We start from the raw sequence: 25101 nt of genomic DNA, 5'->3' as shown, positions 1-25101 counted from the left end.
TACTCGCTCTGCGCTCGATTTCTACCCGAAAGGAACACCCATGTCCTCCACCCGCCCGACGACGACGCAGCCGGCCTCCACGCGGCACCCCGAGACCCGGCCCGCCGGCCATGGACGCTTCGCCGTGTCCCGCCGCGGCCTGCTGGCCGGCGCCGGCGTCTCCGGTCTCGCCCTGGCGCTGGCCGCCTGCGGTGCCAACTCCCGCTCCGCGGCCACCGCCACCGCCGCCACGGCCTCCGCCGGCGGCACCCTGTACGTGCTCAGCACCGACACCGACATCAACTGGGACCCCGCCAAGAGCCAGTCCCTGGCCATCACCTCCCTGGGTCTGGTGCACCGCCGCCTGACCACCTGGGACATCACCGCCGACGGCGTCCCCGCCGTCGTCCCGGACCTGGCCACCGACACCGGCACGATCTCCGAGGACGGCCTGACCTGGACCTACACCCTCAAGGAGGGCATCACCCTCGAGGACGGCACCCCGATCACCTCCGCCCACATCAAGTACGGTCTCGAACGGTCTTTCGCCTCCGCCCTGTCCGGCGGACTCGGCTACCACAAGACCCTGCTGGCCGACGCCGAGGGCTACGCCGGCCCCTACGACGGCGAGCACCTGGACTCCATCGAGACCCCCGACGAGCGCACCATCATCTTCCACCTCGACCACCCCTACGGCGACTGGCCCTGGATCGTCTCCCTGCCGGCCTTCGCACCCGTCCCCGAGGACAGCGACGACCCGGCCACCTACGCCCAGGCCCCCGTCGCCTCCGGCCCCTACCGGGTGGAGTCCTACCAGCAGGGCAACTCCGTGACCCTGGCCCGCAACGAGAACTGGTCGGCCGCCACCGACGAGGTGCGCACCGCCCTCCCGGAGCAGATCGTCTTCTCCCTGGGGCAGGATGAGGACACCGTCAGCCAGCGGCTGATCGCCGACTCCGGCGACGACCAGAACGCCTTCTCCGCCCAGCTGCTGACCGCCTCCAAGCTGGCCCAGGTCAGTGCCGACGACGCGGCCTCCGCCCGCCTGGCCACCTCCGACCCCGGCCCGCTGCTGTACCTGGCGATCAACACCGAGCGCATCACCGACCCCGAGGTGCGCCAGGCGATCGCCTACGCCGTGGACAAGACCGCCGTGCAGCGGACCCTGGGCGGGGAGCTCGGCGCCGGGATCGCCACCACCTACATCACCCCGGGCATCCCCGGCCAGGAGGACTACGACCTCTACCCCACGGACCTGGAGCAGGCCAAGTCCCTGCTGGAGGGCAAGGACGTGCCCGAGCTGGTCCTGCTGTCCCAGAACAACGAGGCCCGCCTGGCGATCTCCGAGGCCGTGCAGCAGTCGCTGACCGAACTGGGGCTGAAGGTCACCATCGATCCGCAGTCCTCCGACGCCTACACCGAGCGGGCCACCCAGGGTGACGGATCCACCTACGACCTGACCGTCGTCTCCTGGAACCCCGACTACCCCTCGGCCAACGCCAACATCCAGCCCCTGTACGCCTCCTCCGAGATCGGCCAGGGCGGCTACAACATCTCCCGCTACTCCGACCCCGAGGTGGACCAGCTGATCACCGAGGCCTCCCAGGAGAGCGACCCGGAGGCGGCGGCCACCAAGTGGGCGGCCCTGGACCGGCGCATCGCCGAGGACGTTCCCGCCGTGCCGCTGGTGAACCGCCGCAACTCCTTCCTGCCCGGATCGAAGGTGACGGGGTTCTTCGTCGCGCCCTTCCCGGCCTACCCCAACTACCTGGTGCTCGGGGTGAGCGAGTAGTGCGCGGCGGGGAGCAGCAGAGCGAGTCCGGCCGGACGGCGCCGACCCCCGCGCTGTCGCTGCGCGGCCTGGGCGTCTCCTTCGCCGGCACCGTTGAGCACGCCAGCGCCGACATCGACCTGGATCTGGTGCCCGGTCGGGTGCTCGCCCTGGTCGGGGAGTCCGGTTCGGGCAAGTCCGTGACGGCCATGGGGGCGCTCGGCCTGCTGCCGGACACCGCCGTCGTCATCGGCTCCGCCGTCGTGACCGACCCGCGCCCGGGCGCCCCCGACGCTCCGGGCACGCAACTGGTCGGGGCACCCCGGCAGGTGCTCGACGACGTGCGCGGGCGCCTGGTGGGCACCATCTTCCAGGAGCCGACGACGGCGCTGGACCCGCTGGAGACCATCGCCTCCCAGATCGGCGAGGCGATCCGCGCGCACGCCACCGACCGCCCCCGCCGTCGCCGGGTGTACGCCCGGGTGCTGGAGCTGCTGGGGCGCGTGGGTCTGGGCGAGGGCGAGCAGGTCGAGCGGGTCGCCCGCTCCTACCCCCACCAGCTGTCCGGCGGGCAGCTCCAGCGCGCCTGCATCGCCCTGGCCATGGCCGCCGACCCGCCGGTGCTCATCGCCGACGAGCCGACCACGGCCCTGGATGTGACCGTGCAGGCCGGCATCCTTGACCTGCTGCGAGAGCTGACGGACTCCGGCGTCGCCGTCCTGCTGATCACCCACGACATGGGCGTGGTGGCGGATGTGGCCGACGACGTCGCCGTCATGCGGCAGGGGCGGATCGTGGAACGCGGCGGCACCCGTGAGCTGTTCGCCCACCCGCATCACCCCTACACCCGCGCCCTGCTCGACGCGGTGCCGCGGCTGGAGTCCCTGCGCCGGGCGGCCCCGGCCGACGGGGCGTCACAGGACGAGGCGACCGCGGCGTCGCCCGCCACGACCGCGCCCGACGCCGGAGCTGACATTCCGACGCCCATCACCGGTGCGGCCGCTGACCACGCGTCGCAGGCCGAGCCCGTAGTCGAGATTGATGGCCTGAACGTGGTCTACCGCAGTCACCGACACCGGGTGCACGCCGTCCGGGACGTCTCCCTGCGCATCGGCGCCGGCGAGGTGCTCGGGCTGGTGGGCGAGTCCGGTTCCGGCAAGTCCACCATCGCCGGCACCCTGACCGGGCTGGTGCCGATCGCGGCCGGGTCGGTGCGGGTGTGCGGCGTGGAGGTGGCCGGAGCCGGCCGACGTGCCCTGCTGCCGGCCCGCCGCGCCACCGGCGTCGTCTACCAGAATCCCGCCTCCTCCCTGAACCCGCGGCGCACGGCGGGTTCGGCCATCGCCGAGCCGATGGTGGTGCATGGCGGGTACGACTCCGGGGCTCGGCGGGCGCGGGTGCGTGAACTGCTGGAGGCCGTGCGCCTGCCGGCCGATCTGGCCGACCGCTACCCGCACGAGATGAGTGGCGGGCAACGCCAGCGCGTCGCCATCGCCCGGGCGCTGGCGCTGGAACCGCGCCTGGTGATCGCCGACGAGCCGACCAGCGCCCTGGACGTGTCGGTGCAGGCGGTGGTGCTGGAGCTGCTGCGCGAGCTGCAGTCGGAGCTGGGCTTCGCCTGCCTGTTCGTCTCCCACGACCTGGCCGTGGTCGACTCCCTGGCCACGCGGACCGTGGTGCTGTCGCAGGGGCGGGTCGTTGAGCAGGGCGCGACGGCGCAGGTGCTCGCCCACCCACGCCAGGAGTACACGCGCCGCCTGGTGGCGGCGGTGCCCGTACCCGACCCGGACGCGCAGGCCCGCCGCCGCGCCGCCCGCCGACAGGCCGCTTGAGCGGACGGCCGCCGGGCGGGGAACTGGAGGGGCGGGGCGTTATCGGCCGGGCGCCGGGCGGGTGGGGTACCGGATGAGTGGAGCGTCGGATGGGCCAACCGTCCCGGTCTGTTCACCGAGGTCGGTTGAAGTCACGCGCCCAGTTCGGTTGAAATGGCTCATCCCGGGCCCGGTAGTGCAGTAATCTCACAATGTGGGTTCGCCTCCGGTGAAGGGGCTGACGGGAGGCGGGCACAGGGGCCACCATTGGGTTGAGCCCGTATGACGTTCGTTTCCATGCCCCGGGAGGCACCCATGGCTCTTGCCCACTCGCACCGCTTCACTGAAGGTGATCTGCCGGTAGAGGCCGGCCGCTACCGGCTGGTCGCCTCCGCCTCCTGTCCGTGGTGCCGTCGCGTCCTCATTGCTCGTCGGCTGCTGGGCCTCACGGAGGCGATTCCCGTCTCCTGGAGCTACGGTCGCGGCGCCGACGGCTTCTGGGAACTGACCGGCCCCGACGGCGAGCCCGGCCCCGACCCGGCCCTCGGCGGCGCCACCTCGATCGCCGAGGTCTACGCCGGCACCCCCGGCTATACCCCGCCGCCCACGGTCCCGGCGCTGGTGGACACCACCACCGGGCACGTCGTCGTCGATGACTCCGGGGACCTGCTCTTCGACCTGGCCACCGCCTGGAAGCCGCTGCACCGCGCCGGCGCCCCCGATCTGTACCCACTGGACCGGCGTAACTCCACCGACGCCTGGGACAAGTGGATCGGCGAGCACATCAACCGGCCGCACGCCACCGCCACCCACTCCAAGGACACCGAGGAGGCGACGACGGCCGCCAACAATGTGTTGCTGGCCTTCGACGTGGTCGACACTCTGCTGGCCCGCGCCACCAAGATGGAGGCCTCCCGCGAGGCGGCCCTGACCGTGCAGGATGTGCCGCCGCTGTCTGCCGTGGTGTCCGTGGAGCAGTTCCTGTGCGGCGCCGCCCCTACCGGAAGCGACATCCGTCTGTTCACCACCGTGCAGGCCTACGAGTACGGCGGGCGCGCCTACTACCCCGGCGGCGAGGCGCCGTCGATCGCCTTCTGGCCGGCGCTGGCCCGCTGGTTCCGGGCGTTGGAGGGACGCGTCGGCTGGGTCGGCACCGAGGAGCGCAGCGCGCTCGGACTCTGAGGTGGTGGCGTGCCCGCGCCATTGGCGGCGGGCCATGCGTAATCAGGGGCTATCCATCGCCGTGAATGGCGGACGACGCTGAGGCGCCACGCCACCGACCACCCGAAGACGGGTCACCGGCTTTTGCCGTTGCGCGGGTGGCTATGGGCAGACCTGCCCATTTGATGGATGTACTTGTCCACGTACTCTCCTATGCATACATGATCCTGCATGTATCCGACATTAGGAGAGAACGTGAAACATGTATCCGACCGACGTTCTTACCCGAACGAGCGCGCTCGTAGTCGAGGCGTGCCGCTGGCGCCAGTGCGCGTCTTCGCGAATACACACGAAGCGGCCATGGCGGTCCGGACTCTCGAGCCAATGAACGCGTCCGCCTGCACCGGAAACAGGGGCTAGTCCGATGGCGGAGAATCTGCGGCGTCAGGCGCTCGGACGCCTGTGCGAGTATGTGTCCAACCAGAACACGAGGCTTGGGTTTGACGGCACCTTGGTGCCGCGCTACGCGGGGCCCTCAAAAGGCGCGGAAATAATGGCGACGGTTAATGCGTCGGACACCTGGACGGGGCCGTTGGCGGATGAGATGGCCGAAGACGCCAAGGCGGATGTGGACGCGGTTGATGCCGTATTCAGCAATCTGTTCCGGGATGTCCGGAATAAAAGGGACGCCCTGGAAATGGAGGTGGAGGAGGACGATCCGGACGCCAACTGGCCCAATGGCGGCGTTTAGGTGCGGCGCCGCAACCAGACTGACAGTCCAACCCGAAGGAGGGTAGCAACAAATGGCCGTGCTACATATGGATCCCAGTAAGCTGGAATCAGTGATACAGAATATCCGCAATCTAGCGGACGAGTGTGACGCCGCCAAGTCGAGGATCGATAGCGAGTTCGAGGCGGAGAATGATCCGGAGCCCATCGACTACTTTCCGCCCGCCGCCGATAAAGCGATCGGTAACCTCAACGGCAGGGCAGAAACGTTGGAGGAGGCCAAGAACGCCATCGTGGCTGTCAACGAGTCCGGCGTCGGCAGCATGAACGCGGAAGGAGTGATCAGCTGCGATATCCCCGATAGTGTTAGCATCAACAATGTTGAGCAACTAGTTTCTTGGTCGGATGGCACAATTGATGCGCACGATCTGCAGAACATCGTTGAAACCGGACGCAAGTCCAATGGGCGTGACTACGACCAAGTGATAGCTTCCATGCGGGAGCACGCGGACGACTCCGTGTACGCGCAGGCCTATATCGAGTGCGTGGGCCCGGAGAACCTCACCCAATTGCCCCTGAATGTGGAAGAGCGCGTGTGCACGCACTTCGACGGTATCGATTCCGGTGACGTATGCACAACATTGCTGGACCAAGACGCGGCCGGGGAACTTTCTGAGCTCCAGGGCACACTACTTGCGTCGGCATCTAAAAGGTGGGACGATGACAAATGTCGTTCTGTCGCAGAAGCTATTTCGGAATCTGTTGATGACGAGGCAGGGCGGGGACGGGCCACGGTCCTGAACGCCATGCTCGACGGACACGATGAGAACGGCGATCACGTTAATGACCTGGAGTTCAACGACGCCTTCCTGACTTCTTTGGCGGAGCGCCTTGACGATATCAACTGGGATTGGGATGTCCTGCCGGGCGATCGGTTCCTGGTCGGACAATCGATCGACCCGATGGCCGGCGTGCTTGATGCCATGGGCAACAATCCCGAGGCTGCGCTCGATTATCTAGCCCCTGCGTCTACTGGCGGCGACTTCGATACGACACGGCTGGAGGAGCTGTCGAAGCGCGAGTGGGATGAGCAGGGATTTGCAGGATTCACCGCCGCGGCGGCTGCGGCTTCGAGTTTGCGTTCCTCGAATGCTCCAGATGTGCGAGATCGAGCGAACGCTCTGACGGACAACAGCATTCATTTGCTTGCAGTTAATACCGATGAGAGTATGTACGACGATGATGCGAAGGCTCGCATCGGCCTTCTGCTGGCGAACTGTCCCGGAGAACTGACCAATGCTTGGAACGATGGTATATCTCTGCGAGACAATATGTATTCCAATGCCAAGTTCTCAGTTGCCACGGTCGAAGATGCGAATACCTTGGTATATCGCATTGCTGACTCGACGGATGCCTTGAGTACTATCGCAAGTCAAATTACCAGCTATGCACATGATCGCGGAACATTTGAGGCGATGGAAAATGGCGGCGACCGAGAGAGTCAGATTGAGGTCCTTAATAAGCCATATCGGCAGAGTTATGGGGCGATAGGATTCTTGGTTGGTGTTGCGGACAGTAAAGCGGGGATCGCGAACGCGAATGCAGCGGAGCGGATAGAGCGTGGGAATCGTAACTTCGAAGCAGTCAACTTGGGTGTTGTTGCGGCAATTACTGCGGTGAGTGGTCCGTTCGCGCCGGTGACTCTGCTGACTGAAGCACAGGGGCTGCTAATCTCGACCGGCTACTCGGTGGTTACAACTCTTAGTAAACCGTTGTCCGCAGACATTGAGTCTGTCGATTCTGCTGCTCCTCAAGGCGTTCGAGAAGCGCTTTGGGCTGGATCTATACAGGATGCATCGGAGTTGGGTCTTATCGATCAGAGCACGTATACATATAATAATAAGGACGAGGCGTATACCTGGATAGTTCACGACCCTGATGGTAACTGCAGTATTATGCTGAGCAACACCAATTCAGACGAGGACGGAATCGGTCAACTTAAGGAGTGGTATAATGGCCTTCCGGGCGACTCTGAAGTTGACGACGTCGTTGAAGACTTCGAGGATAACTACGATGATGGTTATAACTCGGCGTTAGAGACTGTGGCTGAGCTGCCAGAAGCTAAGAAGTAGTGATGTACCTTCTATGTGGCCTTAAAGGTTCCGCGTTGTCACCGGGGCGTGCTGGTGCGGTGGAGTCCGGGTCGTTGAGGGATCTGTCAGGATCTGGGTGTTGTGGAGGCTCGTTTGTCTGGTTGCTGTGGTTTGGGAGTACGGGCGGTTCGACGCCCTCGATGACCTTGAAGCCATGCTCGGTCCCGCGGGCGCGTTCGTGTTTGTCTGGGGGAGAGTAACCAGATCGTGGAGTGGGGCCGCACCATGTAGTGCCAGCGGACCCACCCGGCGGTGGTGACCTCGACGCTATCGATGGATGTCCAGGGCCCGCTGTTTCAGATGAGCTTCGCCGTGTACAAGGAGTACAGGGCTTCGGCCAGGGCGAAGCCGAAAGGAGGCCGAACTCGGGGACCCGCCGAGGCGACCGCGTCGGCTTCGGCGCCGCCTACCCGCACGCGGATGGCCTGGTACAGCGGCCCTGCGGTTGGAGTGGCGGGGTCGCGGCAAGGGCTGGCGTCCTCGGTGCTGCCAGATTCCGATTCTCGGAGCACGCTCCGTCAAAACAGGGACGATTCAATACGGGAAATGAGTGATATGAACGGGTGGCCCCTGTCTTCGAAGGTGCGGCTAGGCGGTTGGTGAATTCCTGATCGCCTTCATGGACAGCAGCAGTTGCATGTCATCGACGGGTGAGACGACGAAGTCGCCGTTGGCCAGGTAGAAGGACTTGGCCGCCTCGTCCCGGCAGTGGATCAGCAGGGCGCGAGCTCCCACGATCTCGCTGACCTGGAGGGATCTCAGCATGGCGTCTTTCAGAAGTGCGGCGCCGATGCCCAGACCTTGCGCACGCCGATCAACCGCGAGACGTGCGAGCAGTATGCAGGGAATCTCGCGCGGAGCCTGCTTTGCAATACTGGCCGGAGCGTCTGTCTTCACGATGCAGGCAGTTGCGAGTGCGTAGTAGCCGAGTATCTGACCGTCCTGGACGGTCACGTACGTGACCGCGTTGTCCGCCTTCTGGTTCTGCCATGCGAAACGGTGCAGCCAGTCATCCAGCTCCTCGGCGCCGCTGTGGAATTCGCTTCGGGAGTCGCCGCGGCCCAGGCGCCGAGGAGCCTCGAGGACGCCGCCGACACTCACGCCTCCTCCGGATCCTCTGAAAGCGCAATGCGGGTCCCGAAGGGTGACGGACGGTTCCAGAGCCGTTCGAAGCGTGAGGTGTCGGTCAGGGGAGCGTCGAGCACCTGCATGACTCGCTCGAATGTGGCGTCGTCAACGGTGAACCAGCGGCGGTTCGTCATGACTCGCTCGGCTTCCATGGTTGCGGACGAGAGTATGAACTCGCTGACGTTGCGGTCCGTTTGGGCCGCGGCTTGTTGGATCAGGGCCTCTTGGCGCGGTGTGGCGCGCAGGTCGATCCGCTGGGTCTTAGCTGGCGGCATGATGGTTCCTCCTCGTACGGAAAATGTACGTACGGAGGCCCCACTTGGCAATAGCTGGGCCTCAACGCGTCAGCACCGGGTTGTACAGCAGCCGGTTCGGCGTCGTCGGGCACTCCTCGCCCACCGCCATCGGGGCGATCAGGCGGTCGGCCCGCAGGTCCTCCAGGCGGGACACCACGCGGTCGCGCAGCGTCCACGGGTCGATCGTGTTGAGGTACACCTTGGTGCCGCCCTCGAAGCCAGCCAGGGTGGACACCCGCCACTTCAGGGTGATGTGCCAGGGCATCGGCTGGTCGACGTCGATCGGCTTGTGGTGCCACTCCTCGTTGCTGGGCACGTCCGCGCCCGTAGCCGCATGCAGCGCGTGCAGCAGGTCGGAGACGGCATCCACCTCATCCCGACTCATTAGCCACGGCTCGCAGGTGGGCGACGTCGAATACACCTCCAGCGTCGGGTAGCGGTGCCCGAAGCCGGCGAAGGCCACCGCGTGTTCATTGGACGCCACCAGCAGGCCCCGGTAGGCGGCGTAGTCCACCCCCATCTCGTTGTACAGGTTCGGGTTGGCGCGCACCCGCTGCAACTCCAATTCGGAGGACACGCCCCGCTCGTCGATGCCCACCAGCTGCTTGTGCAGGTGATCGAAGGACGCGCCGGCCGGGCGCAGCCAGTTCTGGAACACCGCCACATAGCGAACCCAGCGGTTGGCCTGATACAGGTCGTGCGTGGCCTGGACGGCCAGGCGGATGTAGGCGCGGTGCTCGGCCGGGGTGAGGGTGCCCGAGCCGGCCAGGGAGGAGGAGTCGACGGCGTCGTCGGTGTAGTGCCGCCGCGCCACGATCACGTCGTGACCGCCGGCGAAGAATGCCGCCAGGTACTGTCGGCGAGCGTCCGCGTCCATGGTCTCCCAGGTGTCGGGGTTCTGGCCGGAGGCGCGCAGCTTGGCGCGGGCCACCCGGGCCACGTGGTCGGCGCCGGCCGGATCGGCCAGGTAGGCCTCCATGCGTTCCCGGGCGGCGTCGGGCACTTCATAGCCGTGGTTGGCGTGCCAGTAGTCGTAGGACAGGATCTCGAACAGGTTCGGGATGCGGCGGAACTCGGCGACCGTGTCGAACAGCTCGGCGGCGGGCAGGGCGTCGATCCGCTCGAAGCCGCCGTCGGGCGTGGCCACGACGCGGGACTTCTCCGGCGGAGTCTCGGTGTAGTGCGCCGGGCAGAACTTGCAGGCGCGAGTGCGCTCGGCCTGCGTGAGCGTGTGGACCTCGGCGGCGGGGTGGGAGATGGGGCGGTTGCCGCGTCCGGGTACGGTCCACACCTCGGTGCCGGTGAAGGGACTGATCTGCTTGACGGTCCCGTCCGCCATGCGGGTGAGTGGTTCGGCGGAGGGGGAGTACGGCTGGAGCATGATCCCAAGTATCGCGCCGTCACGGCCCCGACCGGGCCGATATCGGCGGCCCATCCCCGGCGGCTTGCCCGCACCTCGGCGCATACACGCGTCAGTGGCGGCTCGGCCGGCGCGTCACTGCGCCAGGGTGATCGACGCCGGCAGGTCGGCCTGCCTGGCGAGGAGGACGACGTCGTAGTCGGTGTGTCCGATGACGTACAGGCCCGGCCAGGAGCCGACGGCCGTGTAGTACAGGACGAGCACCTTGCCGGGTTCGTACCAGCCGATGTCGCCCGGCTGCGGGGCGCCGGCGCTCATGCCCGTGGTGTCCAGGTCCTGCGGCAGGGAGGCGGTCAGTTCCTGGCCGCCGTAGTCGGAGAAGCTGAGCTCCAGTGGTAGCTGAGCGAGCAGGGAGCGGGTGGCGGCGTTGTCGTCGAGAGTCGCCTCCATGACGGTGCCGTCGAGGGCGCCTCCGAAGGTGATGCGGATCGAGGCGGGTTGTGTTGCGGGCATGTTGGTCTCCTGGGTGGGTTGTGGGCTGCCGGTGGTAGGGCCGGGGTTTGTGGCTGTCGGGGAAACCGTCGCCGGCGACGCGTTGGTGCCTTCGCCGGAGGCGCATGCCGCCAGCGCCAGGCCGGTCAGGGCGACGGGCATACCCTGCAGTAGACCACGGCGAGAGAGCGAGTGAGCAGAGACGTGCATGACGATCCTTTCGGCTGTGCGCGGTGTCGAGATGGGAGGTTCGCAGCTACTGCGTCTTGCCCAGTCTGGACTCGAGGATGCCGACTCTGGGAGGCACGGGTAGGGCCATCTGGACGCATGGGAGGCGGGAGAAGGCTCTATCGCATGTCCTGCCGGGCTGATGATGGCGTCCTGGTGAGCTTCAAAACGCCGACTCGATTTCGTGTGCCGCGTTACTCGCAGGCGATTCCGTCATTGTCGCGATCAAGTGCGCTGCGGTAGCCGGGTTCGCCGGCATAGATCGGTGCGGCGCCCGCTGCCCTGGCCTCGCTGCAATTCTGGTAGTACGCCGACGTGTCCTGCTGTGGCATCAGAGGCGCTGGCGCGGGGGCGGCTTGTTCGGCCTGTGCAGCCTCTTGAGTGGCTTGTTCGGCCTGTCGTGCTGTTTCTTCCTGGGCGGCCTTCTCGGCCGCAGCAGCGGAGGCCGAGGCCGCGGCGGAAGCGGAGGCTTCTGCCTCGGCCGCCGCTGCCGCGGAGGCTGACGCAGAAGCGGCCGCATCGGCGGCGTCGTGGTTCACCGTGAGGGTGATTACCTGGTCGGCGGTAGCCGTTGTCCCGGCGGCGGGGTTTTGCTCCCTGACCGACCAGTTCTCGGGGATGATGACCGTCTCCTCACCGTCGATGTCGGTGAAGGTAGGCCTTTCGATGAATCCTGCCCGTTCGAGTGCTTCCGCAGCCTCCTTCCCATCCATCCCGACCAGGTCCGGGATAATCAGGGCGGCGGCGGTGGTCTGTGTCGGCTGCGCTTCGGATTCGGGGGAGACGCCGCAGGCCACTAGCGTCGGGCCGGCTAGGAACAACGCGGCAATAGCAGCAAAGAATGCGGCTCGGCAACGTTCACGAAGAAGGACGTGCGGGAACCGGGCCGAAGGGGAGTGGGCGGACACTGCCGACATGGAGACTTCCTGTGGATGGGATTCATGGGAGCTGAGGGGAACTCAGGCGATCAGCACCGTACCGGCCTGTGCACCGGCCGTTGCCCAGAAGCATGGAATCGCAATCGCTCATCAACCCGATGTTGAGAATCGTGATCGGCATGTAGTGCGCCCGGAAAGGTGCATGCCGACACCGCCAGTGTCCACAGGTGCGGTTCGTGCACCCCTAATCCACAGAGATCAAAAGGCCCAGATGCGCCGCCGAGGCGGGTGTCTGACGCTGGTGACGCGGGCACGGCGCCCGCGGGCGCGGCCAACGTCGGCCGGCCCTAACCCCTCCAGGAGGAGATCATGAAGCACACCTTGTTGACCTTGCACAACGCGTGGGTCCTCGCCCACGGCACCCCGCCCGGCTTGAACGAGGCCGACGCCGCCGACCGGGATGGTGAAGCGGGCATGGCGACCGCCGAATACGCGATCGGTACTCTGGCGGCGGCGGCCTTCGCCGGCCTGTTGTTGGCGATCATGCGCTCGGGGAGCCTGACCGGCGTCTTGCAGGGCATCATCGAGTCCGCGCTGTCGGTGGGCTGAGGCGGTCATGTGGACGCCGCAACGCCCAGAGGGAGCCGCGCCCGCGAACCGCCCGCGTGACGCCGCAGAACGGGATCAGGCCGAGCCGGTCGGCCGCGGACACCCCGCGGAACGATGCTGCGAAACCTGCCGCCGGCGCCGCGGCCGTCACTGCTGCCATGGTCCGAGAGGCTGTCGTGGACGCGGACCCCGTGGCGGCGAGTGCGGCATGGTGACGGCAGAGCTCGCCGTGACCATGCCGGCCGTTGTGCTCGTCCTGCTGCTGGTGCTCGCCACCGTCAACGCCGGTGTCACCCAGCTGCGGGTCACCGACGCCGCCCGGGTTGCCGCACGCCAGGCCGCCATCGGGTCCAACGACGTCGCCAGCGCCGCCCAGCGCGCGGGCGGACCGGTGACGGTGAGCGTCGAGACCGGCGACCTCACCTGCGTGACAGCGAGCCGTCGGGTTCCGGGACCGCTGGGCGGCCTGGGCCTCACGGCCCGCTCCCGGGCCTGCGCCTACACCGAGCCGACCTGGGGCGAGGCAGGTGCGCCATGAGTCGGGCCGAGACACCGCCGCCGTCCACCGGCGTCGGCGGGGGCGGTTCGGAGATGAACGGCGCCTGCTCCCGCCGGCCCTGCCTGGGCCACTCGGTGGCCGGACCCGAGCAGGCGGGCGACGCCCTGGCGCGGGCGCCTGATCGTGGCTCGGGCACGGTCATGGTGCTCGGCATCATCGCCGTCGCCCTGTGCCTTGCGCTCGGTGCCACCGGGCTGATTCAGGCCCAGGCCGCCGGCGGTCGGGCCCGGGCGGCCGCCGACCTGGCCGCACTCGCCGGGGCGACGGCGCTGACCTCCGTGGTCGCACCGGCCGACCCCTGCGCCACCGCCCAGCGAGTGGCCCGGGCCAACGGCGCCGAACTCGCCGCCTGTACCGTCGACGGCGAGGACGTCACCGTAGCGGTCGGGGTGCCCACCCGGATCCTCGGAGTTCCACGCCGGGCCGACGCCGCCGCCCGCGCCGGACCGGTCAACCCGCTATGACCGGCGGCCGGGCGGGTGCGTCACGGTGGCGACCCTCGCCCGGTTGACGGTTGGGCGCGCCTCGTTGGTACCCGGCCGGGTTCGCCGGGTGCCGGAGGACCGGCCGACCGGTGCCGGCTGGCTCATAGCGGGCACCGAGCGGCGCAAAACCGTCGCGTCGGTGGTGGCATACCGTGGGTGCCGCCACCGACGCGGGCGGGTTTTGGGGCGAATGCCCCGAGAGATTGGGGCGCAGTGGGGCCGTGCCAGGGCGTCGTGACATGAGAAGGTGGGACGGTGAACGCAACTGCCGTGTTGCCCGTGGTGGCGGTCTGTCTCATGGCCGTCGCATCCGTAGGAGTGGCCGTCTGGCCTGCCTCCGGCTTTGCTCGGGGCTACGTCGACCGGTTGGAACAGGCCTCAGAAGAGGACGCCGGTCGGAGCGACGCTGCCACCGGCGGTGCCGGCGGCAGCGGAGCCGACGAAACCGCCGGCGAGGACGGTCGCGCTGAAGCCGGGGGCGCCGACGGGCGAAGCGCCCAAGCGGCCGGCGCGGAGGCCGAGCCCATCGGCGCGGGTGGGATGACGGATGTGACTGCTGTGCGAGTCCGCTCCCGGGGTCTGCTGGAACGCCGTCCCCAGGGCGTGTTGGCGGCGATCCTGTGCGCGGTGACCCTGGCTTGGGGACTTGGCCACGGGGCGGTGGGCTACACAGCCCTCGCCCTGCCGGTGGTGGCCCTGCTGGGTGTGGCCGGCAGCGTCGACGCCGTCTGCCACCGGCTGCCCAATCGCCTGCTCGGTACCGCCGCGCTCTGGCTACTGGCGGTCATGGCTATACGAGCCCTGGGAAACATGGCCTTGATTGCACCGTCAGCTGCGGAACCATGGACGGTGGGGCGGGCGGTGCTGTGCGCATTCGGAGCCGGGGCCGCCGTCTTCGCGATGTGGCTGATTCCCGCCTCCGGCATGGGACTCGGGGACGTCAAACTATGCGCCTTACTAGGGCTGTGGCTGGGCTACATCGCGGTGGATTGGGTGGTCGCCGGCCTGCTGCTGGGCTTCATACTCGCCGGGCTGGTGGCCATCGGACTCTTGGTCACGCGCCGGGCCGGGCGCAAGGACACGCTCGCCTTCGGGCCCTACCTGGCCGCGGGCGGCTGGCTCGCCTGGCTGCTGGCCGTGGCCTGACGCCGCGTCGAGCGCAGGGTTCCCGACGCCGCCGGGCACTTCCATGAGCTCAGCGACCTGACGCCGAACCGGGCACGGGACGCCGTTCGAGGCGGCCGGGCCAATGCCACCGGCGCTCTACGCCGCCGTCATGACGGCGGCGTTTGCGAGCGCACAACCCGGGAGCAGCATCTCCGCCACCGCGTGAACGAACCCCGACGGAATTACGCGGCCGCGACGTCGTCGGGGATCGCATCCAGCAGCAGTTGCAGCAGTGCGATCGCGCCCGCCTTGTCCAGCGGCTCGTTGTTGTTGCCGCACTTCGGTGACTGCACGCAGCTCGGGCAGCCGGCGGTGCACGAGCACTCGGAGACCACTGCGAGCGTCGCCTCCAGCCAGGCGCGCCCCGCCCTGAAGCCGCGCTCGGCGAAGCCTGCGCCACCGGCCTGGGCGTCGTGCACGAACACCGTGGGCGTCAGCGTCTGCGGGTGCAGCGCCGTCGACAGCCCGCCGATGTCCCAGCGGTCGCAGGTGGCCAGCAGCGGCAGCATGCCGATCATGGCGTGCTCCGCAGCATGCAGGGCGCCCGGCAGCTCCGCGGCCTCCAGCCCCGCGCGGGCGGTGAGCTCCACCGGCACCGTCCACCACACCGACGCCGTCGGCAGCACATGCTCGGGCATGGACAGCGGATGCTGAGAGACCACCTCCATGCCCGGCAGCGCCAGCTTGTTGTAGCCGACCACCTGGCTGGTGACCTCCACCGAGCCGAAGGCCCACACCACGCCGTCGGCCCACTGCTGCCGCTCCCGCTCGGCGACTATGCGCACCGAGCTCTGCTCGCGCGCCCGCGTGCGATACCCGACCGCCGTCTTGCGGCTGACGACGGCCGCCTCCTCGGTCAGCTCCTCCACCAGGTAGGTGCGGCCCTGGTGGATGTAGACCGCCCCGGGATGGACGGTGGAGTCCGCGGACGACCCGGACACGGTGCCGACGACGGCGCCGGTCGACTCCTCCACCACGGGCACGTCCGCCGGCCCGTCGCCGCGCAGGGAGGTCAGGTCCTGCGCCCGGCCCGGCAGGTTGGTGTTCCAGAACCAGCCGGTCGGGCGGCGTCGCAGCGCCCCGCGGGCGGCCAGCTCCGTCAGCAGGGAGTCGTCGGGCAGGCCGAACAGAGGCAGGTCCTCCTCCCGCAGGGGCGACTCCGAGGCCGCCGCGCACAGGTGCGGGGCCAGCACGTAGGGGTTGGCGGGGTCGAATACGGTGGCCTCCGGGGCGGCGAACACATCCTCGGGATGGTGGACCAGGTAGGCGTCCAACGGGTTGTCGGAGGCGATCAGCACCGCCACGCCGCGGCCGCCGGCGCGCCCGGCCCGACCCGCCTGCTGCCACAGGCTCACCCGGGTGCCCGGCCAGCCGGCGATGATCACGGCATCCAGGCCGGTGACGTCGATGCCCAGCTCGAGGGCGTTGGTGGTGGCCAGCGCCCGCAGGCGGCCGCGGCGCAGATCCTGCTCCAGGGTGCGGCGCTCCTCGGGCAGGTAGCCGCCCCGGTAGGCGGCGACCGTGTCGGCCAGCTCCGGTTGGGACAGGCCCAACGTGTGCCGGGCACGCTCGGCCACGATCTCCGCACTGCGGCGCGAGCGCACGAACACCAACGCCCGGGCGCCCACACTGAGTAGGTCCACGAGCAGCTCGGCGGCCTCAACCACCGCGCTGCGCCGCGCCGCCGGATCCTCCGTCGGATCGTCCGTGTCCGGGCCGACGGGCGCGGCGGGCCGGGAGGCGGGGGATGGCGCCGGTGGGCGCGGCGGGCCTGCCTGGCTGGTCGGCGTCTGCGCCGAGGAGGGATCGCCCTCCACCGAAGATGCGGTTACGCCGCCCGGGCGGTTCAGGAAGGGATCGGCGGCGGCGGGGAAGTCACTCGCCTGCGCCAGGGCCGCCACCGAGTTCTCCCAGGCCGCCCAGGGATCCAGCAGGGCCGGCTGCCAAAGGGCGAGGGTGTGCTCGCCGGTGGGGGCGGCGTCGTCGGCGATGGCGGTGATGGCCTCGGGATCCGCCCCGATCAGGCGGGCGGCCGTGAGTGCCGGCTCGGCCGCCGTCGCCGACGCGCACAGCACCACGGGCTCGGGGCCGTGCGGGCGCAGGCGGCGCACCAGCCGCAGCAGCCTACGCAGCACCAGGGCCACGTGGGCGCCGAGAATGCCGCGGTAGGCATGGCACTCGTCGACCACCACGTAGCGCAGCGAGCGCAGCAGGCGGTTCCAGCGCTCGTGGCCGGGCAGGAGCGAGAAGTGCAGGAAGTCGGGGTTGGTGAGTATGACGTCGGCGTGGGCGCGGGCCCAGTCGCGCTCGGGCAGAGGCGTGTCGCCGTCGCAGGTGGCGGCGTGCACAGTGCGCAGTGAGCCGCCCGGGACGCCCGCCTCGCGCTGAACCGACTCCAACTCGGTGATCAGGCGGTCCAGGGCGGCGGACTGGTCGGCGGCCAGTGCCTTGGTCGGGGACAGGTACAGGGCAGTGGGACGACGCCCGTAGGCGGAGATACGGGCATCGGTGTCTGCGCGTTGGGCGGCCAGGACCTCCGAGAGGACAGGTAGCCAGGCGGCCAGAGACTTGCCCGAGCCGGTGCCGGTGGCGAGCACGGTGTGCCGGCCCGCATGAATGGACTCGGCGGCGGCAACCTGATGCGTCCAGGGGCGGTCTACGCCCAGGCGGGTGTAGGCGGCGATCAGGTCGGGGTCCGCCCAGGCGGGCCACTCGCCGTGGCGACCGGGGCGGGCCGGGGTGCGCTGTAGGTGAATCAGCCGGCTGTCGCGCGCGCCGATGCTTTCGAGCAGATCGGTGAGGTTGCGCGCGGGCGAGTGCGGCTGGGTGGTCATGGGGCAAGTGTGCCGCAGGGGTACGACGGGAACCGTCAGCCGGGTGGTCGGGCGGGGTGAGACTGGCTTGGCGGAGATGCGGGGAGAGCGGGACGGGCCCCGAGTGGAGCCGGTTCCAGGCTGGGGCGGCCCCGGGTGGAGCCGGTGCGGGTTGCACACTGGAGCTGTCAGGACAAAGTCGGCCGATCGTGTCTTTTCGTTGAAATCACGCGGAAGTGGTGGCCGGGGCGGAGTTTGGTGTTGACGCTCCAGTGTGCAACGAGGGCCTCGTTGCACACTGGAGGTGTTCTGCCGCCGAGGCTGTTTCAGTGAAACCGCGGAATCATGCGCTTTTTGGTGTTGATGTCGGAGCGGTTGCGTGCAAGTCGGAGCCTTAGGGGCATATACGTGATCGGCGACCGCAAGGCATGGGCGCGATGCCGGTACGTCCGCGACCTCGGCGGCGTCACCGAGTCGTAGCCGGGCGCAGGGCTGTACTTGTGAGCGAGGTAGCCTGACACGCCATCCCGGGATGGGATCCCGGCGATCGTGGGACTGCGTGAACGAGAGCGCCTCCATCGGTTTGAGGAGACGCTGCCGCCGGTCTTCAACGACAGGGGTCTCCCCGTTCGGCAATGCTGCCGCAATCGCGTGTCCGCGGCTGCAGGCGCAGGCTGCTGAAGACCGTACCCCGCTGGCGACGCACTCGCTTATTGGACAATCGGCGCACTCGCGGATGTCGGTGAGCCTTTCTCAGTAGGGGAGGCTGTTGTTCAGGTTGAGGATGACCAGGGCGGCGGTGGTGTCGACGCTTGTGCCCTTGACGGGTGTCTTGATTCCGATGCCGGCGTCCACATCCTGAACCCGATGAGAAGAGTTCAATGTCCATCGGTGACCACTTTGAGTGACGGCCCACGCGTTGCTAGATGAGCAAGTGGCGCCAGAATGGGGAAAGCTCGACATTGCCGATCGGCTTCTGAGCTCACCTTGGACCAAAGTGGTCACGGATGGACAGATTTGGGTTCGCTGGGCGACCTCTGGTGCAGTCCCGGTTGCACCTTGACCGGCCTTTGGCACGATAGGCGTATGCGCATCGAATCACTCGGCTCGCTTACTGAGGCGGCCCTGGCCACGGCCGCTGACGGGGCCGTCTACGGGCGCGGCCAGGGCCTGGTGGACGCGGTCGGCGAACTCCGAATCGCCGACGGCGAGGCTACCGCCACGGTTTCCGGCACCTTCCCCTATTCGGTTCGGCTGACCTGGCAGCAGGATGAGGATGGCGGGGTCGCGGGCGATTGCAACTGCCCGCACCACGCCTCGGGCGCCTTCTGTAAGCACCTGGTGGCCGTCGGCCTGGCCGTGCTGCAGGCGGCCGAGCGTTCCGGTGCCCTGGTGCAGGCCGAGCCCGTGGGGGTGGAGGAACCAGCCCCTGAGGACGAGGCGGCCACCGCCGTCGAGGCCTATCTGAATGGCCTGGATGCGGACCAGCTGCGCGAGCTGATCCTGAATCTCGCCGACTCCAATGCGGAGGTGTTCCGCTCGCTGAGCACGACGGCGTCCCTGGTAGGCGGGGACGTGGAGGCGGTTGCCGCGGACCTGATGGCGCAGGCTAAGTCTGTCACCGGAGTGCGCCGCTTCCTCGGCTACCGGGACGCCATGGACTACGGCAAGGACGTGGGCGACGTCCTGAACGAGCTAGAGCCCCTGCTAGATACTGCCGACGGCGCTAAGGCAGCGGCGCCCGCACTGCTCCACATCACCACCCGCCTGCGCAAGCAGATGGAGAGGAATATTGACGACTCCAGTGGCGTGGTCGGTGATGTCTGCCAGCGCGCTGTGAGGCTCTACGCCCGCGCCTGCTGCGCAAGCCCGCCCGAGCCGGGCAAGCTCGGGCGCTGGCTGGCGAAGTTCCGCCTGGACTCGCCCGGTTGGCCCTCGGTCACCCTGGCGGAGTTCCTGCCGGCACTGGGGAATAAGGGCCTGAACGTCTACCGGCGTGCGGCGGCCAAGGCGGAGGCGGCCGCCGACGCCGAGGGGAAAGACCCGGACTTCGAGCTGAAGCAGATGCTGCTGGAGCTTGCCGATCACGACGGCGACGTCGACCGCGCCGTCCAGCTGCTGAGCCTGGGCGAGCACGCCCAGTACGGGGCGATCGTTGAGCGGCTGCTTGCGGCGGATCGTCGTCGGGAGGCGATGGCCTACCTGGACCGGGCGGTAGCCGAGAAGCGTGTGTCCACCAGCAACCTGGACTACTGGCGCAGACGAGGTGGCGGGTACTGGATTGATCCGCTGCGCGCGGCCGAGCTGTACCGCGAGGACGGGAGCGACGAGGACGCGCTGGACATGGCTCGCGCCCTGTTTCGTCGCGCGCCCACGCCGGAGATGCTCGACGTGCTCACCACGGTCGGCGCCTGGACGGGCCGTGGGAATGCGGAGCGGGATGAGGCGCTGGCCTGGGCCGAGCAGCAGTCCTGGCGCAGCGGCGACCCGATGATCGAGCTGGCACTGCATGTGGGTGACGTCGAGCGGGCCTGGGCCGCCGCCGACCGCTGGGGCGTCGGCTACGCCTGGCGGCAACTTGCCGACGTCAGCCCGCAGCCGCGCCCGGACGACGCCGTCGCCCTGTACCGCCAGGCCATCGAGGAGACGCTCATTCCGGTCGGGCGGAAGGCAGCCCGCGAGGCGGCGGCGCTCGCCACCCACATGATGGCGCTGGCTGCGGCCGCCGACGGCGTGGCAGGCGGCGGGGTGACGCAGCCCTATGACTCCGCTCCGGAGGGCAGCCGCGTGGCGGGCTGCCGCGCTTGGCTCGCCGATCTGCGCGAGCAGTACCGGCGCCGCCCCACCGTCCGCGAGGAGCTCGACCGGGTCGGGCTGTGAGGACGGGGCGGATCGGAGTGTTCCGTGCACTGCCTTTACGGAGGGGGCGTCACTGCTATTACGTACTCTCACGCCCGGCGTTAGAGCGCGTAAGAGTGGCTCCGGCCGGCGTGGCAAAACACCGCGATGCCGCCGAAAGCGGGATGGGTAATGAGGCCTTGAGCTCTTAACTACTCTAATAATGTTAGAGTAACAGCATGTTGCCCGCGGAGGTCGATCAGGCATTGAACCTGACGCCTGATGAGACGGTTGCGCGCCTACTGGCGTTGCCCGAGGACCAGTGGTTCGAGCGTAAGTCTGGCACGATCAGGCCCTTGGACTTTGCGGTCCCGCTAGTTGCGATGGCCAACGCCGAGGGCGGAGTGGTGGTTGCCGGTCTTCATGACGGGCGAGTGGTGCCCGTGGACGACAGAGCCGCTAACGCGCTCAGGCAGGTTCCCGCTGATTTCACGACGCCGTGTGTGCGTGTGGAAGTGACCGAGGTGCTTTCGAGCGAGGGGCGCATTCTCGTTTTCCACGTTCCGCCCGGCGAGCACGTGCATGAGACGAAGCGGGGGTACTGCTACCAGCGCATCGGGGACGAGTCCCGGAGGCTTACGTACGCGCAGCGGCAGGAGTTGGAGTGGGATCGTGGCGCTGCCAGCTTCGATGGCACGCCGGTACGGGACGTTACCGTCGCGGATCTGGACGGTGCGCAGCTCTCTGAGTACCAGCGGACTTTGGGTTCTTCGTCGCCCGAGTTGGCTCTTCGAGCACGCGACCTGCTCACGAGGGATGGCGCTGTTTCCGTTGCCGGATACCTACTGTTCGCGTCCCGGCCCCAGATGCTGTTTCCCAACGCGCACGTCCGCGTCTTGAAATACCAGCAGAACGAGCGGGGAGCCGGACGCACGCTCAACCTTGAGGATGATGCCGACATCCGCTGCGAGGGGGCGATACCCGAACAGATTGCCCGAGCGACCGCGGCTATCGAGGCGCTGGCTCCGCGCCGTCGCGCGCTTACCGACTCCGGGCGATTCGAGGGTGTATCCACGATCCCTAAGGATGTTTGGCTCGAGGGTCTGGTCAACGCCGTCGTGCATCGGTCCTACAGCATTGGTGGGGACCACGTGCGGGTTGAGATCTTTCCGAACCGGATCGAGGTCACCAGTCCGGGCAGGTTCCCGGGGCTGGTGAATCCCGCTGATCCGGCCTCGATCAGCCGCAATGCGCGTAATCCCCGCATCGCGCGGGTGTGTGCCGACCTGGGGGTGACGCAGGAACTCGGTGAGGGCATCCGGCGCATGTTTGCTGAGATGCGGCGGGCCGGGCTGTCCGATCCGAAGTACGTCCAGGGGCAGGAGGCGGTACGCCTGACGCTTATGGCGACTATGGCTCCTTCCGATCGGGTCGCGCGTGAGATCGGTCCGAATACGATGAGGATTCTTGATGCGCTGCGTTTGGCCCAACGTCCGCTGAGTACCGGGCAGCTGGTTGAGTTGGTCGGCATGGCCAGGCCGACCGTGCTGCGCCATTTGAACGCTCTTCGCGATGCCGAGTTGGTTGTGTGGGAGGGCGAGAGCCGTCGGGATCCCCGGGCCACCTGGCGGGCGGTCTGAGGTGCGAGGTCGGTCTTCGCGCGGCGGGCGTTGTGCGTTGCCCACCGGCCTGCACGAGCGGTATCGGTGCCGCCCCGCCGTCCGTGAGGAGCGCGACCGGGTCGGGGCGTGAGGGCGGAGCCGTGGAGACGGGCTGTTAGACCTTCGCCGTGCCGGGACTATGCCGCGGTGGTGATGGTGATGCGACCGCCCAGGGCGCGTACCACTCTGGCGACCGTTTGGAAGGACGGATTGCCTGCGCCCGATAGGGATTTGTATAGGGACTCGCGTCCGACGCCGACCTGCTCTGCTATCCCCCTCATGCCCTTGGCGCGGGCGATATCGCCAAGGGCTGCTTGAAGCAGCTTGGGATCGTCCTGCGCGGCGGCCTCGTTCAGGTAGGCGATGATCGCGTCGTCATCGTCCAGGTAGTCGGCCGCGTCCCAGCGTATGAGGCTCATGTCCAGTCTCCTGTTCTCCTGAGGTCCTCGCGTATCGTGCGTGCCTTGCTGATGTCGGTGCGCTGGGTTCCTTTGCTGCCCCCGAGGAGCAGACCGTATCCTCTGGGATACGGTATGTCATGTCGCCTCCTCTCGATTCGCATCGCGGCCACAGTAGGTCTCGTCTCTGACGTGAATTAGACCGGGATCGCCGTTGCGCACCAGGATGGCGATGGACTCGGGAGCGCCCGCCCCCGCGGCAAGGTCCTCGTAAAGCCACAGGTTCAGCGGTACCGCGGCATCATCGAGTTCGGCGGCGCCGCTCCTGCCCGGCTGCGGCGTCGCGCCCGCCCAGCTCGACGGTTTGGCATATGGCGACGACGGTCTCGGCACCGGGGCCGTCGTTCCGCGGCGTGGCGAGGAGGATCGGCTCGACGAATGATCCTGCTGATGACGCGCGTGCCGAGGCGCTTCGTGTTCGGATGTCGGATGACGGTCCAGAGGAGGTCAATGGCGAACGCGATTAGCTCGCTGGCACAGGGGCATCCGCGCAGGTGGGGCCAAGGTGGTAAGCAGGTGCGCGACCAAGGCGATGAGCAGGTGGTGCTGGATGGAGGAGAGCAGGCTCTGAGGCAATGATGTACTCACGCATGAGTAGTGGTCGGACTACTCTTCACGGCCGTACGTCCGCGACGATGCGGGGGATTCCACCGGGTCGTGCTACGGACAGCCCAAGCTGCGGTCAAGTGCGCGGTAACCAGCAGTCGTGCTCGACTGATGAGGGGTGACTCCGGTTTGGAGGCTGACGATGTCGGTGGTATGCGGCAAACTTGTGCATGAGACCGGGACGCGAAGGAGGACCCCATGGCCACAGTCCGTGTGGATGTCGCGCCCGACCTGCTGCGCTGGGCCGTCAGGCGGGCGCGCTGGGACGAGGAGACCGTCCGCCGTCGTGCCCCCAAGTTCGACGACTGGATTGACGGCACCAGGCGCCCCACTCTCAAGCAGGTGGAGAAGTTCGCTTCTGACACCCACACGCCCTTCGGGATGCTTTTCCTGCCCACGCCGCCGGTCGAGGAGATCCCTATCCCGGACATGCGGACCATTCGCGACGCCGGAGTCCGCGAGCCGTCCGCCGACCTGCTGGAGACGATCTACCTGTGTCAAAGGCGCCAGGACTGGTACCGCGACGATGCTCTGGAGCTGGGCGCTTCCCCGCTCGGATTCGTGGGGTCTGCAACGCTGGTGACTCCGGCGGAGGACGTTGCCGCCCGCATAAGGGATGTGCTCCGCCTGGACGAGCGGTCCGTCTCCAACTCGGCAGCCGCGATGACTGACCTCATCAAGCGTGTTGAGACCATCGGGGTCCTGGTCATGGTCAGTGGGATCGTGGGTGCGAACACGCACCGCGTGCTCGACCCGGAGGAGTTCCGGGGATTCACCCTAGCTGATGACATCGCTCCCCTCGTCTTCGTCAACGGGGCCGATACGAAGGCCGCGCAGATCTTCACTCTCGTCCATGAGCTTGCCCACCTGTGGCTGGGGCGCAGCGCGCTATCCGATGCGGCCGCCGGTGCTGTGAAGGGGACGAAGGAGGAGGAGCGCTGGTGTAACCAGGTTGCTGCGGAGGTATTGCTTCCACTTGACTCCCTCCGTGAGGAGTGGGCAGGAAGCTACGGTGAGGACGAACTTGAGCGACTGGCCGCCCACTACAAGGTCAGCACTCTTGTGGTGCTTGCCAGGCTCCGAGAAGTTGGGAGGCTGACCTGGGACGAGTTCATGTCCCGGTACGACGCCGAACGGCGGCGGGTCATGGAACTCATGCAGTCCAGTCATAGCAGCGGTGCGGGTGGGGAGTACTACAACACTCAGTTGCGGCGTCTCGGCCGCCCCTTCACCCGGGCGGTGGTCTCCTCAACCCTTGAGGGGCGGACGACGTACCGGGATGCCTACCGGATGCTGGGGACAGCGACGCACTCGACCTTCGAAGGGCTGGCAGAGAGAGTGGGAGCAGCATGATGTACCTGGTCGACGCCAACGTCCTCATTGAGGCGAAGAACCGCTACTACGCCTTCGACATCGCGCCTGGGTTTTGGATGTGGCTCGATCGCGCGCACGCGCAAGGCACGGTGTTCAGCATTGAGAGGGTCGGCGAAGAGCTCCGTCGTGGAGATGACGAGCTCGCCGAGTGGGCGAAGAAGCACCGCAAGTTCTTCTATCCGATCGACCAGCAGACCACATCATTCTTCACTCCATTATCCTCCTGGGCGCAGTCCCAAAACTTCACCCCGGCGGCGCTGAACGGGTTCTCGGCGAACGACGCTGACTACCTTCTTGTCGCGTTCGCCGCGGCGCACACGTGCACCGTCGTAACTCACGAGAGTGCGGGGTCAGGTTCGCGCAAGCGGGTCAAGATCCCGGACGCATGCGAGGCGCTTGACGTCGCGTGGGTCAACACCTTCGAGATGCTTCGTCGTACGGGCGCCCACCTCGACCTGCGCCGCCCGGAGTCATGACCTCGGGGTGAGCGGTCGGCGTGGACAACAGTTCGACCGCCTGTCGGAGTGCCCCGCGTTCGTGTCGGA

General features: G+C 67.8%; 21 protein-coding genes. 13 read left to right on the top strand and 8 right to left on the bottom strand.

Annotated features, from left to right (window positions below):
* Positions 1-40: 40 nt before the first annotated feature.
* From ACGLYG10_RS08475 to ACGLYG10_RS08455, 5 genes are all read left to right on the top strand, one after another.
* Entirely contained in the window at positions 41-1771 is a 1731-nt protein-coding gene (locus ACGLYG10_RS08475; RefSeq protein ID WP_083565778.1) for an ABC transporter substrate-binding protein, read from the top strand.
* Positions 1771-3582, top strand: a complete 1812-nt coding sequence (locus ACGLYG10_RS08470) for a dipeptide ABC transporter ATP-binding protein (protein ID WP_073330396.1) — start codon at positions 1771-1773, stop codon at positions 3580-3582. Before ACGLYG10_RS08475 ends, ACGLYG10_RS08470 begins: the two co-directional genes overlap by 1 nt.
* 294 nt (positions 3583-3876) lie before the next feature.
* On the top strand, positions 3877-4743 hold the full coding sequence (locus ACGLYG10_RS08465) for a glutathione S-transferase family protein (protein WP_083565777.1): 867 nt from the start codon (positions 3877-3879) through the stop codon (positions 4741-4743).
* A 403-nt stretch (positions 4744-5146) separates the two neighbouring features.
* Positions 5147-5473 carry a hypothetical protein gene (locus ACGLYG10_RS08460; protein WP_073330390.1) on the top strand — a complete coding sequence of 109 codons (327 nt, stop codon included), beginning with the start codon at positions 5147-5149 and terminating at the stop codon, positions 5471-5473.
* A gap of 52 nt (positions 5474-5525) precedes the next feature.
* The gene (locus tag ACGLYG10_RS08455) at positions 5526-7583 is read left to right on the top strand and encodes a DUF6571 family protein (protein ID WP_073330388.1); all 2058 of its coding nucleotides are present in this window, start codon (positions 5526-5528) and stop codon (positions 7581-7583) included.
* A gap of 609 nt (positions 7584-8192) precedes the next feature.
* Here ACGLYG10_RS08455 and ACGLYG10_RS08450 read toward each other — a convergent pair.
* From ACGLYG10_RS08450 to ACGLYG10_RS16645, 5 genes are all read right to left on the bottom strand, one after another.
* Positions 8193-8705 carry a GNAT family N-acetyltransferase gene (locus tag ACGLYG10_RS08450; RefSeq protein ID WP_073330386.1) on the bottom strand — a complete coding sequence of 171 codons (513 nt, stop codon included), beginning with the start codon at positions 8703-8705 and terminating at the stop codon, positions 8193-8195.
* Positions 8702-9007, bottom strand: coding sequence for a type II toxin-antitoxin system TacA family antitoxin (locus ACGLYG10_RS08445; protein ID WP_073330384.1), 306 nt, complete (start codon positions 9005-9007; stop codon positions 8702-8704). The genes ACGLYG10_RS08450 and ACGLYG10_RS08445 overlap by 4 nt, the downstream gene beginning before the upstream one ends.
* 61 nt (positions 9008-9068) lie before the next feature.
* Entirely contained in the window at positions 9069-10409 is a 1341-nt protein-coding gene (locus tag ACGLYG10_RS08440) for a DUF4921 family protein (RefSeq protein WP_073330382.1), read from the bottom strand.
* A gap of 114 nt (positions 10410-10523) precedes the next feature.
* Complete coding sequence (locus tag ACGLYG10_RS08435; protein ID WP_083565776.1) at positions 10524-11090, bottom strand: cyclophilin-like fold protein; 567 nt, start codon at positions 11088-11090, stop codon at positions 10524-10526.
* 212 nt (positions 11091-11302) lie between these two features.
* Positions 11303-12025 carry an excalibur calcium-binding domain-containing protein gene (locus ACGLYG10_RS16645; protein ID WP_083565775.1) on the bottom strand — a complete coding sequence of 241 codons (723 nt, stop codon included), beginning with the start codon at positions 12023-12025 and terminating at the stop codon, positions 11303-11305.
* A gap of 330 nt (positions 12026-12355) precedes the next feature.
* On the opposite strand from ACGLYG10_RS16645, the gene ACGLYG10_RS08425 reads away from it, so the two are divergent.
* The 4 genes from ACGLYG10_RS08425 (at position 12356) to ACGLYG10_RS08410 (ending at position 14785) form a co-directional block, all read left to right on the top strand.
* Positions 12356-12595, top strand: coding sequence for a DUF4244 domain-containing protein (locus tag ACGLYG10_RS08425; RefSeq protein ID WP_073330380.1), 240 nt, complete (start codon positions 12356-12358; stop codon positions 12593-12595).
* Between the two features lie 208 nt (positions 12596-12803).
* Positions 12804-13133 carry a TadE family type IV pilus minor pilin gene (locus ACGLYG10_RS08420; protein ID WP_073330377.1) on the top strand — a complete coding sequence of 110 codons (330 nt, stop codon included), beginning with the start codon at positions 12804-12806 and terminating at the stop codon, positions 13131-13133.
* Entirely contained in the window at positions 13130-13618 is a 489-nt protein-coding gene (locus tag ACGLYG10_RS08415; RefSeq protein ID WP_348520433.1) for an Rv3654c family TadE-like protein, read from the top strand. Before ACGLYG10_RS08420 ends, ACGLYG10_RS08415 begins: the two co-directional genes overlap by 4 nt.
* 276 nt (positions 13619-13894) lie before the next feature.
* Positions 13895-14785 (top strand): A24 family peptidase, encoded by an 891-nt coding sequence (locus tag ACGLYG10_RS08410; RefSeq protein ID WP_073330375.1) that lies wholly within the window; start codon positions 13895-13897, stop codon positions 14783-14785.
* Between the two features lie 203 nt (positions 14786-14988).
* Here ACGLYG10_RS08410 and ACGLYG10_RS08405 read toward each other — a convergent pair whose 3' ends face one another.
* Positions 14989-17640, bottom strand: a complete 2652-nt coding sequence (locus tag ACGLYG10_RS08405; protein WP_073330372.1) for a DEAD/DEAH box helicase — start codon at positions 17638-17640, stop codon at positions 14989-14991.
* 732 nt (positions 17641-18372) lie between these two features.
* Positions 18373-18501 (bottom strand): hypothetical protein, encoded by a 129-nt coding sequence (locus ACGLYG10_RS16855; protein ID WP_258522159.1) that lies wholly within the window; start codon positions 18499-18501, stop codon positions 18373-18375.
* Positions 18502-18705: 204 nt separating this feature from the next.
* On the opposite strand from ACGLYG10_RS16855, the gene ACGLYG10_RS08400 reads away from it, so the two are divergent.
* Together ACGLYG10_RS08400 and ACGLYG10_RS08395 are read left to right on the top strand one after the other, a co-directional pair.
* Complete coding sequence (locus tag ACGLYG10_RS08400) at positions 18706-20499, top strand: SWIM zinc finger family protein (RefSeq protein ID WP_073330369.1); 1794 nt, start codon at positions 18706-18708, stop codon at positions 20497-20499.
* A gap of 197 nt (positions 20500-20696) precedes the next feature.
* Complete coding sequence (locus tag ACGLYG10_RS08395; RefSeq protein WP_073330367.1) at positions 20697-22097, top strand: ATP-binding protein; 1401 nt, start codon at positions 20697-20699, stop codon at positions 22095-22097.
* 158 nt (positions 22098-22255) lie between these two features.
* On the opposite strand, the gene ACGLYG10_RS08390 is transcribed toward ACGLYG10_RS08395, so the two are convergent.
* Complete coding sequence (locus ACGLYG10_RS08390) at positions 22256-22537, bottom strand: addiction module antidote protein (RefSeq protein ID WP_073330364.1); 282 nt, start codon at positions 22535-22537, stop codon at positions 22256-22258.
* Between the two features lie 843 nt (positions 22538-23380).
* On the opposite strand from ACGLYG10_RS08390, the gene ACGLYG10_RS08380 reads away from it, so the two are divergent.
* On the top strand, positions 23381-24535 hold the full coding sequence (locus ACGLYG10_RS08380; RefSeq protein WP_073330359.1) for an ImmA/IrrE family metallo-endopeptidase: 1155 nt from the start codon (positions 23381-23383) through the stop codon (positions 24533-24535).
* Positions 24532-25032, top strand: a complete 501-nt coding sequence (locus ACGLYG10_RS08375; protein ID WP_244542624.1) for a DUF4411 family protein — start codon at positions 24532-24534, stop codon at positions 25030-25032. Before ACGLYG10_RS08380 ends, ACGLYG10_RS08375 begins: the two co-directional genes overlap by 4 nt.
* Positions 25033-25101 lie beyond the last annotated feature (69 nt).

The organism is Actinomyces glycerinitolerans (genome assembly GCF_900098745.1).
Taxonomy (GTDB): Bacteria; Actinomycetota; Actinomycetes; order Actinomycetales; family Actinomycetaceae; genus Actinomyces; species Actinomyces glycerinitolerans.
Note: the sequence above shows the minus strand (reverse complement) of the source record. Positions and strands in the feature narration are given on the sequence as shown.